Raw genomic sequence first — 12877 nt, forward strand, 5'->3', positions numbered from 1 at the left:
GTCTACGTGGCTGCCGCCCGGCCGAATCACCCCCGTTTCCCGAGGCCTCGCCTCAGGTCTTGTGCTCGGAGGACTCCTTCTGCCGCACCTGAGCCGGGCCGCGCCGCACCGACCCCGGCGCGTTCCACTCCTGCTGCTTGCGGGCCCGCCGCTTGGCCGCCTCGGAGGACTGGAGCTGGTACGGCACCGAGGTCACCATGATCCCCGGCGTGAACAGCAATCGGCCCTTCAGCCGCAGGGCGCTCTGGTTGTGCAGCAGATGCTCGTACCAGTGGCCGACGACGTACTCGGGGATGATCACGGACACCGCGTCCCGCGGCGACTCCTTGCGCAGGCTCTTGACGTACTCGATGATCGGCCGCGTGATCTCGCGGTAGGGCGAGTCCAGGACCTTCAGCGGTACGTCGATGCCGCGCCGCTCCCACTCGTCCCTGAGCGCCTTGGTCTCCGCCGGGTCGACGTTGACGCTCAGCGCCTCCAGGCTGTCCGAGCGCATCAGCTTGGCGTAGGCCAGGGCGCGCAGGGTCGGGCGGTGGATCTTGGAGATCAGGACGACGGAGTGGATGCGGGAGGGCCGCACGCTGTCGTCGCTCGGGCCCTCGGGGGCGGCGATCTCCTCGGCGACGCGGTCGTAGTGCTTACGGATGGCCGACATCGTCACGTAGAAGATCACCATGCCGAGCAGGGCGACCCACGCACCGTGCGTGAACTTGGTGACGAGGACGACCACCAGCACGAGGCCGGTGAAGAACGCGCCGAAGGCGTTGATCGCCCGGGAGCGGATCATGTGGCGGCGCTTGGCCTGGTCGCGCTCGGTGGCCAGGTGGCGGTTCCAGTGCCGGACCATGCCGGTCTGGCTGAGCGTGAAGGACACGAACACGCCGACGATGTAGAGCTGGATCAGGCGCGTGGAGTCGGCGCCGTAGATCCCGACCAGGAGTCCGGCGGCGCCGGCGAGGAGCACGATGCCGTTGGAGAAGGCCAGGCGGTCGCCGCGGGTGTGCAACTGGCGGGGCAGGTAGCGGTCCTGGGCGAGGATCGAGCCGAGCAGCGGGAAGCCGTTGTAGGCGGTGTTCGCGGCGAGGAACAGCACCAGCGCGGTGGCCGCGGCCAGGATGATGAAGAGGAAGCTGCCCTTGCCGAAGACGGCCTCGGCGACCTGGGAGATCACCGGGTTCTGGACGTAGTCCGCGCCGAGCGGCACGCCGTTGTGGACGAGGTCCTTGGCCGGGTTCTCGGCCATGCGGACGTCGGTGGCGGCGGCCAGCGCGATGATGCCGCAGAACATGGTGACGGCCAGCAGGCCCATCATCGCGAGGGTGGTCGCGGCGTTCTTGGACTTGGGCTTGCGGAAGGCCGGGACGCCGTTGGAGATCGCCTCGACGCCGGTGAGTGCGGCACAGCCGGAGGAGAAGGCGCGCAGGAGGAGGAAGACCAGGGCGAAGCCGGCCAGGCCCTGGTGCTCGGGTTTGATGACGTAGTCCGCCGTCGGGGCGCGCATGGTGTCGTCCAGGACGAGTCCGCGGAAGGCACCCCAGGCGATCATGGTGAAGACGCCCGCGACGAAGATGTACGTCGGAATCGCGAACAGCGAGCCCGACTCCTTCACACCGCGCAGGTTCATCAGCGTCAGCAGCACGATCACGCCTATCGCGCAGAGCACCTTGTGCTCGACCACGAACGGGATCGCCGAGCCCAGGTTCTCGATGCCGGAGGAGATCGACACCGCGACGGTGAGGACGTAGTCGACGAGCAGCGCGCTGGCGACGGTGAGGCCGGCCTTGGGGCCGAGGTTGGTGTTCGCCACCTCGTAGTCGCCGCCGCCGCTGGGGTAGGCGTGCACGTTCTGCCGGTACGAGGCCACCACGGTGAACATCAGTACGACGACGGCGACGGCGATCCACGGACTGAAGTGGTACGCCGTCACGCCCGCGATGGACAGGACCAGCAGCACCTCCCCGGGCGCATACGCCACAGAGGACAGCGGGTCGGAGGCGAAGACGGGTAGTGCGATGCGCTTGGGCAGGAGGGTCTCCCCCAGCCGGTCACTGCGCAGTGCGCGCCCGATCAGGATCCGCTTGGGCACGTCGGTCAGTTTGGACACAACAGAGGATCGTAAGCGTTCGATTGCGGGCTCGCCCACCCGCCACCCCTCATCAGCTTCCCATCTGCCCTCCGAGTGAATTCGCAGGGCGCCGCGGCTGCGGATTCCGCAGGTCACCGGCTTCTCATGCCTATATGACTAAGCCCCGTCCCTCACCAGGCCGTTGTCGACCCCGGAGGTCCCATGCACACGCCCGCAGAACTGATCGGCGCCGCGGCCACCGTCATCGCCCTCGGAATCCTGACTCTCGCGAGCGTGCGCAGCATCAACCGCCGCTGACGAGGTCGCCGACCCGGGCACACAGTTCCGCCCGCCCGATGCTGTCGGCCCGGGTCGACGGCACCGTGCAGGCGTACGCCCCGGCCACCGTGCCGTACAGGGCGCAGCGGCGGGGCGGCTCGCCGTTCAGCCAGGCGTAGAGGAACGCGGCGGCGAAGGCGTCGCCGGCGCCGTTGGAGTCGACCACCGGCGCCGGAGGTGTCGCGGCGGGTACGTGGGTCAGCTCGCCGTCGGCCAGCAGGTAGGCCCCGTCGGCCCCGGCGGTGGCGACGACCACCCGGGCCCTGCCCCGCTCGGTGATCCGCCGCATGGCGCGCTCCGGGTCGGCCAGGGCCGCGCTGGACAGGAAGACCAGGTCGGCCTGGTGCGCGAAGATCTCGTGGTACGGGTTGGACCCGTCCCAGTCGTGCAGGTCGGTCGAGACGGTCACGCCGGCCTCGCGCAGGGCGGGCAGCGCGTGGCCGCAGGGCTGGGTGATGACGACGTGGGCGTGCCGGCTGACGGCGGCCAGCTCCCGCAGGGCGGCTTCGGGCAGCCGGTCGGTCTCCGCCGAGCGCGTGGCGTCGTAGAGGGAGAGCCGCTTGCCGTCCGGGCCGACGAGGTTGACCGCCCGTTTGGTGCCGAGCGGCTGGGGGACGGCGGTGAGCGCGATGCCGCGGTCGCGGTGCAGGGCGCGGACGAGGTCGCCCTCGGGGTCGTCGCCCAGCATGTCGAGGTGGTGGGTGCGCAGGCCGAGCGCGCTCGTGCCGAGGGCGACGAAGTCTCCGCTCTGGCCCGCGCGCGTCACGATTCCGGGCCGGATCATGTGGCTGTCGGCGAGCGGAACGGGCAGCTCGGGCACGTGCACGATGGTGTCCACGCCCGCGCCGCCCAGGACCAGGACGTCGATCTCGGTACTCATGGTGTCTTCCTCCCCCGCCGAGGGCCGGGTCGAAGCCCGCTCCTACCTGGGCAGGGCCGTCGGCAACCCCCTCGACTTTGCCGATACGTTGGAGTCGGGCAGTCGAACGCGGCACCGCCCCCGCAGGGCATCATGGCCTGATTCCACCGGCATGATGTTGCCCGGCGGTCCGCACGCAGGCCGCGATGTGATGCCCGGCGAGCCGAAAGAGAGACATGATCACGACATTCATGAAGGTCAGAGGGCCTGCAGGAAGCGCGGTGTGACGCGATGCATATTGTCATCATGGGTTGCGGGCGGGTGGGCTCCGCCCTGGCCCAGAACCTGGAGCAACAGGGCCACACGGTCGCCGTGGTCGACCAGGACCCCACCGCCTTCCGCCGCCTGGGGTCCTCCTTCGGCGGCCGCCGGGTCACCGGGGTCGGCTTCGACCAGGACACCCTGCGGGAGGCCGGCATCGAGGAGGCCGGCGCCTTCGCCGCCGTCTCCAGCGGTGACAACTCCAACATCATCGCCGCACGTGTGGCCCGCGAGATGTTCGGCATCGAGAACGTCGCCGCCCGCATCTACGACCCCCGCCGCGCCGAGGTCTACCAGCGTCTGGGCATCCCCACCGTCGCGACCGTCCGCTGGACGGCCGACCAGATGCTGCGCCGGCTGCTGCCCTCCGGCGCCGAGCCGCTGTGGCGCGACCCCACGGGCGGGGTCCAGCTGGCCGAGGTGCACGCCTCCACCGCGTGGGTCGGCCACAAGATCAGCCGGCTCCAGGAGGAGACCGGTGTGCGCGTGGCGTTTCTGACCCGGCTCGGCGAGGCGGTCCTGCCCACCTCGCAGACGGTGTTGCAGGAGGGCGACCTGGTGCACGTGATGATGCGCACCGACGAGGTCGACACGGTCGAGGCGGCGTTCGCCAAGGGTCCCGAAGAGGAGGGCGGTCACTGATGAGGGTCGCCATTGCCGGAGCCGGCGCGGTCGGCCGCTCGATCGCGGGCGAGCTGCTGGAGAACGGCCACGAGGTCCTGCTCATCGACAAGGCGCCGACGGCCATCTCGGTCGAGCGCGTCCCGCAGGCCGAGTGGCTGCTCGCCGACGCCTGCGAGATCACCTCCCTGGACGAGGCGGCCCTCCAGCGCTGCAACGTCGTCATCGCCGCGACCGGCGACGACAAGGTGAACCTGGTCGTCTCGCTGCTCGCCAAGACGGAGTACGGCGTGCCGCGGGTGGTCGCGCGGGTGAACAACCCGAAGAACGAGTGGCTCTTCAACGAGTCCTGGGGCGTGGACGTCGCCGTCTCCACCCCGCGTCTGATGTCCGCCCTGGTCGAGGAGGCGGTGAGCGTGGGCGATCTGGTGCGCCTGCTCCGCTTCAGCCACGGCGACGCCAACCTGGTCGAGCTGACCCTGCCGGAGGAGTCGGCCCTGGCCGGCACGCAGGTCGGCGACGTCGAGTGGCCCGAGGACACGTCCCTGGTGACGATCATCCGCGGCACCCGCGTCCTGACCCCCTCCCGGGAGGACTCCCTGGAGGCGGGCGACGAACTCCTCTTCGTGGCCGCGCAGGCACGCGAGGAGCAGTTGGAGGACCTGCTGTCGGTCCGGCGGGACAGCGCGAAGAGCTGAGCGGAGCAAGCGGGAAGGGGCGTCCCGAGCACTCGGGACGCCCCTTCTCTCAGCTCTGGAGACTCACTGCTCGGCGGACCGGGCGGCAGCCTCCCGCTCCCTCTCCTCCGCGGCCTTCTCCTCCGCCTCCATCTCCGCGAACACATCGATCGGCGCGGGCGCCTTCGCCAGGAACACCCAGGTCAGCCACACGGCGAGCAGGAACGGCGGGATCTTCAGGGCGATCAGGACCCAGCCCAGCTGCGTGGTGTCGGCCCACCAGTACAGCGGGAAGAGGATCGCGCACTTGGCGAGCAGGATCGCGCCCCACGCGTAACTGGCCTTGGCGTAGGCCTTCTTGCGGCCGGGGTTCCGCGTGCGCCAGGAGAGGTTCTCCTTGAAGACCGGGCCGAGGATCAGCCCGATCAGCGGGACACCGCACAGCGTCGTGACGATGTACGCGAGTCCGAGGCCCAGCGTGTAGAGCATGCCGGGCAGGTAGAAGTCCTTGGCGTTGCCCGTCATCATCGCGAAGACGACACCGAAGGCCACACCGAAGACACCGCTGAAGGCGTGCTTGACGGTGTCCTTCATCACCAGCCGCACCGCGACCAGCACCAGCGACACGGCCAGCGCCGCGATCGCCGACAGATGCAGGTCCTTGTTGATCGTGTAGATGCTGACGAAGAGCAGGCCGGGCAGCACCGTCTCGACCATGCCCCGGACGCCGCCGAACGCCTCGAACAGGGCGGCCTCGGTCACCGCCCGGTTGTCGTCCGCAGATGTCTCTTCGGTCGGCTTGTCGAGCGACGTCACCGGCTACTCCCGTCCGAGGGGTCTCAGTTCGTACTTGGGGTTGAACAGCACCCGGCGGCCGCGGCTCATCGAGACCCGGCCCGATGCGATCAGCTTGCGCCCCGGTTCTATGCCCACGATGGAGCGCCTGCCGAGCCACACCACGTCCAGCGCGGCGGAGCCGTCGAACAGCTCGGCCTCCAGGGCCGGGACTCCCGCACGCGGCCGCAGGGTGACCGTGCGCAAGGTACCAGTAACCGTCACTATCTGCCGGTCCTGACAGTCTCCGATCCGGATACAGCCGGCCGTCTCGGAGTCCTCCCGCAGCTCCTCGGACTCCAGGTCCTCCTGCGACGAGGAGAGCCGGTCGAGCATGCGCCGGAACCGGCCCGCCGGCTTCTGCGAACGAGGAACAGCACTCATATCTGAAGCGTACCGGGGCGTGCTGACATCTCCGTACCCGTGGGGCAGGGCCCGAACCGGCGGGTCCCGGCCACCTGCGAAGGGCCCTACCTCTCGAACCGATAGCCCATCCCCGGCTCCGTGATGAAGTGCTTCGGATGCGAGGGGTCCGCCTCCAGCTTCCGCCGCAGTTGTGCCATGTACACGCGCAGATAGTTGGTCTCCGTCCCGTACGACGGCCCCCACACCTCCTGGAGCAGCTGCTTCTGCCCGACCAGGCGGCCGCTGTGGCGCACCAGGACCTCCAGCAGATGCCACTCCGTCGGCGTCAGGCGTACGTCCTTCCCGGCGCGGTTGACCTTCTTCGCGGCCAGGTCGACGGTGAACTCGTCGGTCTCCACGATCACGTCGTCCTCACCTCCTCCGGCCGGCTCGGCCCGGCGCACGGCGGCCCGCAGCCGGGCCAGCAGCTCGTCCATGCCGAACGGCTTGGTCACGTAGTCGTCGGCACCCGCGTCCAGCGCCTCCACCTTCTCGTCGGAGGAGTGCCGGGCGGAGAGCACCAGGATCGGTACCCGCGTCCAGCCGCGCAGGCCCCTGATCACCTCGACGCCGTCCATGTCGGGCAGTCCGAGGTCGAGGACGACCACGTCGGGGTGGCGGGCGGCAGCGAGCTCGAGAGCGCCGGCGCCGTCGTGGGCCGCGTCGACCTCGTACTTGCGTGCCTTGAGGTTGATCACGAGAGCGCGCACGATCTGGGGCTCGTCGTCGACCACCAGGACGCGGGTCATGAGACCTGCCTTTCGGGTTCTGCCGCGTGGAACGGCTCCGGGCGGGTTCCCGCCGCGCGGAGGGTGAGGACCATGGTGAGCCCGCCGCCGGGCGTGTCCTCGGCGTTCAGGGTGCCGCCCATGGCCTCGGCGAAGCCGCGCGCCACCGCGAGCCCCAGACCCACGCCGGCGCCGCGCGGGGCGTCGCCGTAGCGCTGGAAGGGTTCGAATATGCGGTCCTTGGCCTCGTCGGGGACGCCCGGCCCCCGGTCGACCACCCGCACCTCCACCCGGTCGGCGAGCGCGCTCGCGGCGACCAGCACGGGCGAGCCGGCCGGACTGTACTTGACGGCGTTCTCGACCAGGTTGGCCATCGCCCGCTCCAGCAGCCCCGGGTCCACGGCGACCATCGGCAGGGTCTCCGGCACGTCCAGGCCGGCGCTGCCCTCGGGCACCCCGCCGAGCGCCATCGGCACCACTTCGTCGAGGTCGATCTCGCGGATCAGCGGGGTGACCGTGCCGGTCTGGAGGCGGGACATGTCGAGCAGGTTGCCGACGAGATGGTCGAGCCGGTCGGCGCCCTCCTCGATGCCCTCCAGCAGTTCCGCCCGGTCCTCCTCGGACCACTCGACATCCTCGGAGCGCAGGGAGGACACCGACGCCTTGATCCCGGCGAGCGGGGTGCGCAGATCGTGGCTGACGGCGGCCAGCAGCGCCGTACGGATGCGGTTGCCCTCGGCGAGCGCGCGGGCCCGGTCGGCCTCCTCCTGGAGCCGGCGGCGGTCCAGTACGACGGCGGCCTGGGCGGCGAAGGCGGCCAGCACCCGGCGGTCCTCGGCGGGCAGGACGCGGCCGGTCAGCGCGAGCGCCATATGGTCGCCGACCGGCATGTCCACATCCGCCTGCTCGGGCCGCTCCACGGGATGCCCCTGCCCGACGCGGCCCGCGCAGGTCCACGGCTCGACATCGCTCGCGCGCTCCAGCAGGGCCGCCGACTCCATGCCGAAGGTCTCCCGGACCCGTTCCAGCAGGTCCTCCAGGCCGGTCTCGCCGCGCAGCACGTTGCCCGCGAGGAAGGAAAGGATCTCGGACTCGGCCCGCAGCCTGGCCGCCTGGTGGGTGCGGCGGGCCGCGAGGTCGACCACGGAGGCCACCGCCACACCGACGGCCACGAAGATCACGATGGCGACGATGTTCTTCGGGTCGGCGATGGTCCACCGGTGCAGCGGCGGTGTGTAGAAGTAGTTCAGCAGCAGCGATCCCACCGCCGCCGAGGCCAGTGCGGGGAGCAGCCCGCCGAGCAGGGCCGCCGCCACCGTCAGCGCCAGAAACAGCAGCATGTCGTTGGCGAGGCCGAGGTCCACGGTGTTGAGCAGCGCCGCCAGGGCCGGCGGGCCCGCGACGCCGACGACCCAGCCCCACACCCGCCGGGAGCGCCCGAGGCGCGCGTCCCGGGCCACCGGAAGGCCGCGGCCCTTGGCGACCTCGTCGTGGGTGACGATGTGCACATCGAGGTCGGGCCCGGACTCCCGGGCGACCGTCGCGCCGACACCGGGCCCGAAGACGTACTGCCAGGTCTTGCGGCGCGAGGACCCCAGCACGATCTGGGTGGCGTTCACGCCGCGGGCGAAGTCGAGCAGGGCGGCCGGTATGTCGTCGCCCACCACGTGGTGGAAGGTTCCTCCGAGGTCCTCGGCCAAGGTCCGCTGCATCGCCAGTTCCTTGGGCGAGGCGGAGGTCAGCCCGTCGCTGCGGGCTATGTAGACGGCCAGCACCTCGCCGCCGGCGCCCTTCTCGGCCAGCCGGGCGGCGCGGCGGATCAGCGTCCGGCCCTCCGGACCTCCGGTCAGGCCGACGACGATCCGCTCGCGCGAGCCCCAGATCCTCGACACCCGGTGCTCGCTGCGGTACTGGGTGAGATAGGCGTCGACCCGGTCGGCCACCCACAGCAGCGCCAGCTCGCGCAGGGCGGTCAGGTTGCCGGGCCGGAAGTAGTTCGACAAGGCCGCGTCGACCTTGTCCGGCTGGTAGATGTTGCCGTGCGCCATCCGCCGCCGCAGCGCCTCTGGCGACATGTCGACGAGTTCGATCTGGTCGGCCCGCCGTACCACCTCGTCCGGCACGGTCTCCTGCTGCCGCACGCCGGTGATCGACTCCACGACGTCGCCGAGGGACTCCAGGTGCTGGATGTTGACGGTCGAGATCACGTCGATACCGGCCGCCAGCAGTTCCTCCACGTCCTGCCAGCGCTTGGCGTTGCGGGAGCCGGGGACGTTCGTGTGGGCCAGTTCGTCCACCAGTGCGACCTGGGGGCGGCGGGCGAGGACGGCGTCGAGGTCCGTCTCGGGAAAGACGCCGCCGCGGTACTCGAGCTGCCTGCGCGGCACCTGCTCCAGGCCGTGCAGCATCACCTCGGTGCGGGGCCGGCCGTAGTGCTCGACGTAGGCCACCACACAGTCGGTACCCCGCTCGACCCGGCGATGCGCCTCGGAGAGCATCGCGTACGTCTTGCCGACACCCGGTGCCGCACCGAGGTAGATCCGAAACTTGCCGCGTGCCATGGCCTCATTGTCTTCCGGTCCGCTGTTTGCGCAGCGTCGACCTTACGGCCGGCGAATGCGGCATACGGGTGCCGGGCGCGCCCGCGGACCGTCTTTGACGGAACTCTGACGCGCCCGGCAGGTCAGGGCCTCACGCGGGATTGTCGCCGTGGGTGAGGGTCTCCCAGGCGACGAAGAGGTTGTTGCTGCCGGCCGGGCGGCCCCGCAGGGTCAGCGTCCCGGTGTTGGTCATGGCGTGTCCGAGACGGTTGGCCAGGGCGTTGTGGCCGACCTCGGGGACCGGCCCGAGACCGGGCTTGAGCGAGCCGCCGCACAGCCAGCCCGGGGCGGCGGTGCCGAGCTCGTACTTGGCGTGGAAGCCGAGCCCGTGCCGCAGCCGCTCGCCCACGTCGGTGCCGTAGAGGTCCTGGCCCTGGATCCGGCTGGTCTCGGCGACGTGCGAGATGGCGGAGAGGCCGTAGCCGGTGTGGGTGAAGTCCCGGCAGCTCTCCTGGCTGAGCCCGTCGACGAAGGTCGACTGCCCCTGCCAGTACCGGACGATCTTCTCCCGGGTGTTCAGGTTCTGGCTCGGCACGGTCTTCGGCAGCGCACCGTCGGAGGCCAGGTAGACGTAGGCGGCCGTACGCGTCCGGAACTTCGCCATGGCCTTGTCGTACGACGCCTTGTCCTCCAGGAAGACGGAGATGCCGACGGCGGCCTCCATCATCGACAGCTCCCAGTTCCCGTTGGAGTGGGAGCCGTTGATCACCTCGGGGAGGTAGACGTTGCGGAGCATGGTGGCGAAGCGGCCGGAGTTCCCCCAGGTCCCGGTGTAGGTGTACTTGATGATCTCGGCGGCCTTGGGCCAGGAGGAACCGGCCCAGCCGGTCTGCAGGGGCGCGTTGCTGTTGGTGTGGTCCCTGATCACGGCCGACCAGGCGTCCATCAGCTCGATCGCCTTGCGCGCGTGCCGTTCGTCGCGGGTGACGTACCAGGCGAGGGCCTGGGTGTAGGCGGCGATCGCGTCCTCGCGTTCGTCGGTGCAGCCGTGGTTGGGGTTGGAGTACGAACCGCACTCGACGACGGCCCGGGGCGCGGGCGTGCGGTTCAGGTCGGCGTACTTGCTCGCCATCATCCGGTCGAAGGCGCCCTTCCAGGGCTGGGCGCCGGAGTCGACCTTGGAGCGGGCGAAGTCCAGCTGCCCTTTGGAGACGGTGACTCCGGGGTGGACGAAGCTGCTGGGAGCGGCGTTCGCGGGCCAGGCGAGGAGGCCGGCGACGAGGGAGGCCGTGGCGGCCGACAGAGCGGTTCTGCGCATGCGTAGGAGCCTTCCGTTCTCGTATGTGAACGTGAAGCGCCTTTATGAACAGACGCGGTGAACGGAGACGGTAGGTACAGACCAATAACCCGTCAAGGCTTCACGCATGAGCACGCATGAGAAAGGGCCGCACCCCCTGGGGGGTACGGCCCTGCTGTCTCTACGAGCCTCAGCGGACCTCGGTGATCTCCGGTCCGCGCTGGAGCTGGCCCATTCCGCCCGCGAAGCGGGAGCCCTCCTCCTGCTGGACGCCCTCGGGCACCATCTGGGCGTCGTTCGGCAGCTTCAGGACGATCGGGTCGCGGGGCGCCATCGGGCCCTCGCCGCGGACCACGACCGTGTCCCGGAAGATCTGTTCGAGCAGCCCGGCGGCCTGCGGCTGCACCGCGCCCTGGCCCGAGATGACCCCGCGCAGGAACCACCGGGGGCCGTCCACGCCGATGAACCGCACGACCTGGAAGCCACCGGTGCCGTCCGGCAGTAGTACCGGCACCTGGGCCCGCAACTCCCAGCCCAGCGGCCCCTCGACCTCGTCGACGATGCCGCCCTGCTGGGTGATGCCCGAGCCGATCTCCTCGCGCACCTCGCCCCAGATGCCCTCGCGCTTGGGTGCGGCGAAGCCCTGCAGCTGGATGGCGCTGTCGCGCAGCACGACCGTCGCCGCCACGATCGCGTCGCCCGCGACCTCGACCCTGAGCTCCATGCCCTCGACGCCCGGCACGAACAGACCGCCCAGGTCGACCCGGCCCTCGGCCGGATCGTGGACCTCGGAGTCGTCCCAGGGCCCGTCGGGCCGCGGCGCCGGCTCGAGCCTCAGGCGCTCGCCCTCATCCGCCTCACTGTCGACACCGTCGACGACCTGCTCGGTCTCGCCGGCCGCGTCCTCGGCGGCATCCCTATTCTTGCGACGTCCGAACACGTCACTGTCCTTCCCGGTCGGATACGACCGAAGCGTATCGATTCCCACCCGTCCGACCGCCCAGGGCGGCCTGACCGCTTGTGCCGCTCGTCCCGTCCACCGCCGCATGGCCTCCGGTGGACCCGAAGCCCCCCTCGGCCCGCGCCGAGTCGGGAAGTTTTGCCACCTCTTGGAAGCGAACCTTCTCGACCTGCTGGACTACCAGTTGGGCAATCCGGTCGAAGCGCTCGAACCGCACGCACTCGCGCGGGTCGAGATTCACCACGATCACCTTGATCTCCCCACGGTACCCGGCATCAACCGTCCCCGGGGCATTCACCAGGGCGACGCCGCAGCGGGCGGCCAGGCCGGATCGCGGGTGCACGAAGGCCGCGTACCCCTCCGGCAGCGCCACAGACACTCCCGTGGGCAGCACGGCCCGCTCGCCCGGCTCCAGTTGGCACGCCTCGGTGGTGCGCAGATCGGCTCCCGCGTCACCGGGCTGCGCATACGACGGAAGGGGTACTTCCGGATCGACGCGCCGGATCAGCACGTCGAGGGGCTGACGGCTCACGGGGCTCGCGGGAGTCATGGGGCTTTCCGGGCTCGCGGGGTCGGTGGGGCTCACGGGGTCGGCCGGGCTCACTGGGCCGGTGGGCCTCACGGGGCCTTCCAGGCTCACGGGTTCACCTCAAAGGCGCGGGCGCGCCGGACCTGGTCCGGGTCGTTCATGGCCGCCTGGATCTCCTCCTGGCGGCCGTGCTCGACGAAGTGGTCGACCTTCACCTCGACGAAGAGCGCGTCGGCGCGCACGGCGACGGGTCCGTCGGGGCCTCCCACGCGTCCGGTCGCGGTCGAGTAGATCTTCCGCCCGGCCACCGCCGTCACCTCCGCCTGAAGGTGCAGCGTGGTGCCGACGGGCACGGGCCCCATGAAGTCGGTCTCCAGCCGCCCGGTCACGGCGATCGTGCGCAGCAGCCAGTTCAGCGAGCCGAGGGCCTCGTCCAGGGCGCTGGCGAGCACCCCGCCGTGTGCGAGGCCGGGGGCGCCCTGGTGGGCGGGCCGCACGGTGAACTCTGCGGTGAGTGACACGCCCTCGCCGGCCCGCGCCTCCAGGTGCAGCCCGTGCGGCTGGTCACCACCACAGCCGAAACACTGGCCGTAGTGCGCGCCGAGGAGCTCACCGGGCGCCGGAGCGTCCGGATGCCGCACCGGTCGCACGGCGTCGGCCGGAGGCTGAAGAGCTGCGGAAGTACGACTCACAGCCGGAGA

At 70.6% G+C, this 12877-nt stretch carries 12 protein-coding genes; 2 read left to right on the plus strand and 10 right to left on the minus strand.

The window, feature by feature from the left end; genetic code table 11:
* Window positions 1-52 precede the first annotated feature (52 nt).
* Together ACFT32_RS38535 and ACFT32_RS38540 are read right to left on the minus strand one after the other, a co-directional pair.
* Window positions 53-2104 (minus strand): APC family permease, encoded by a 2052-nt coding sequence (locus ACFT32_RS38535; RefSeq protein ID WP_382498483.1) that lies wholly within the window; start codon window positions 2102-2104, stop codon window positions 53-55.
* Window positions 2105-2369: 265 nt separating this feature from the next.
* Window positions 2370-3284 carry an adenosine kinase gene (locus ACFT32_RS38540; RefSeq protein WP_382498485.1) on the minus strand — a complete coding sequence of 305 codons (915 nt, stop codon included), beginning with the start codon at window positions 3282-3284 and terminating at the stop codon, window positions 2370-2372.
* Between the two features lie 270 nt (window positions 3285-3554).
* On the opposite strand from ACFT32_RS38540, the gene ACFT32_RS38545 reads away from it, so the two are divergent.
* Together ACFT32_RS38545 and ACFT32_RS38550 are read left to right on the plus strand one after the other, a co-directional pair.
* Window positions 3555-4226 carry a TrkA family potassium uptake protein gene (locus ACFT32_RS38545; RefSeq protein ID WP_215118079.1) on the plus strand — a complete coding sequence of 224 codons (672 nt, stop codon included), beginning with the start codon at window positions 3555-3557 and terminating at the stop codon, window positions 4224-4226.
* Window positions 4226-4903, plus strand: coding sequence for a TrkA family potassium uptake protein (locus ACFT32_RS38550; protein ID WP_189721784.1), 678 nt, complete (start codon window positions 4226-4228; stop codon window positions 4901-4903). The genes ACFT32_RS38545 and ACFT32_RS38550 overlap by 1 nt, the downstream gene beginning before the upstream one ends.
* 63 nt (window positions 4904-4966) lie before the next feature.
* On the opposite strand, the gene ACFT32_RS38555 is transcribed toward ACFT32_RS38550, so the two are convergent.
* The 8 genes from ACFT32_RS38555 to ACFT32_RS38590 form a co-directional block, all read right to left on the minus strand.
* Window positions 4967-5698, minus strand: a complete 732-nt coding sequence (locus ACFT32_RS38555) for a DUF3159 domain-containing protein (protein WP_382498486.1) — start codon at window positions 5696-5698, stop codon at window positions 4967-4969.
* A gap of 3 nt (window positions 5699-5701) precedes the next feature.
* Complete coding sequence (locus tag ACFT32_RS38560; protein ID WP_382498488.1) at window positions 5702-6100, minus strand: OB-fold nucleic acid binding domain-containing protein; 399 nt, start codon at window positions 6098-6100, stop codon at window positions 5702-5704.
* Between the two features lie 86 nt (window positions 6101-6186).
* Window positions 6187-6870 carry a response regulator gene (locus ACFT32_RS38565; protein ID WP_382498489.1) on the minus strand — a complete coding sequence of 228 codons (684 nt, stop codon included), beginning with the start codon at window positions 6868-6870 and terminating at the stop codon, window positions 6187-6189.
* Complete coding sequence (locus ACFT32_RS38570) at window positions 6867-9410, minus strand: ATP-binding protein (RefSeq protein WP_382498491.1); 2544 nt, start codon at window positions 9408-9410, stop codon at window positions 6867-6869. The genes ACFT32_RS38565 and ACFT32_RS38570 overlap by 4 nt, the downstream gene beginning before the upstream one ends.
* Before the next feature lie 130 nt (window positions 9411-9540).
* Window positions 9541-10707: an alginate lyase family protein gene (locus ACFT32_RS38575; protein WP_382498492.1), complete on the minus strand. Its 1167-nt coding sequence runs from the start codon at window positions 10705-10707 to the stop codon at window positions 9541-9543.
* A gap of 169 nt (window positions 10708-10876) precedes the next feature.
* Window positions 10877-11626 carry a DUF3710 domain-containing protein gene (locus ACFT32_RS38580; protein ID WP_382498493.1) on the minus strand — a complete coding sequence of 250 codons (750 nt, stop codon included), beginning with the start codon at window positions 11624-11626 and terminating at the stop codon, window positions 10877-10879.
* Between the two features lies 1 nt (window position 11627).
* Entirely contained in the window at window positions 11628-12179 is a 552-nt protein-coding gene (dut, locus tag ACFT32_RS38585) for a dUTP diphosphatase (RefSeq protein WP_382498495.1), read from the minus strand.
* A 104-nt stretch (window positions 12180-12283) separates the two neighbouring features.
* The gene (locus tag ACFT32_RS38590) at window positions 12284-12868 is read right to left on the minus strand and encodes a PaaI family thioesterase (RefSeq protein WP_382498497.1); all 585 of its coding nucleotides are present in this window, start codon (window positions 12866-12868) and stop codon (window positions 12284-12286) included.
* Window positions 12869-12877 lie beyond the last annotated feature (9 nt).

It is taken from the genome of Streptomyces sp. NPDC057002, assembly GCF_042673825.1.
Lineage (GTDB): Bacteria > Actinomycetota > Actinomycetes > Streptomycetales > Streptomycetaceae > Streptomyces.

What these genes read in the sequence shown, in the direction of transcription:
- ACFT32_RS38540 (WP_382498485.1), bottom strand. Translation starts at nt 3,284, where the DNA reads ATGAGTACCGAGATCGACGTCCTGGTCCTGGGCGGCGCGGGCGTGGAC.
- ACFT32_RS38545 (WP_215118079.1), top strand. Translation starts at nt 3,555, where the DNA reads ATGCATATTGTCATCATGGGTTGCGGGCGGGTGGGCTCCGCCCTGGCC.
- ACFT32_RS38550 (WP_189721784.1), top strand. Translation starts at nt 4,226, where the DNA reads ATGAGGGTCGCCATTGCCGGAGCCGGCGCGGTCGGCCGCTCGATCGCG.
- ACFT32_RS38560 (WP_382498488.1), bottom strand. Translation starts at nt 6,100, where the DNA reads ATGAGTGCTGTTCCTCGTTCGCAGAAGCCGGCGGGCCGGTTCCGGCGC.
- ACFT32_RS38565 (WP_382498489.1), bottom strand. Translation starts at nt 6,870, where the DNA reads ATGACCCGCGTCCTGGTGGTCGACGACGAGCCCCAGATCGTGCGCGCT.
- ACFT32_RS38570 (WP_382498491.1), bottom strand. Translation starts at nt 9,410, where the DNA reads ATGGCACGCGGCAAGTTTCGGATCTACCTCGGTGCGGCACCGGGTGTC.
- ACFT32_RS38575 (WP_382498492.1), bottom strand. Translation starts at nt 10,707, where the DNA reads ATGCGCAGAACCGCTCTGTCGGCCGCCACGGCCTCCCTCGTCGCCGGC.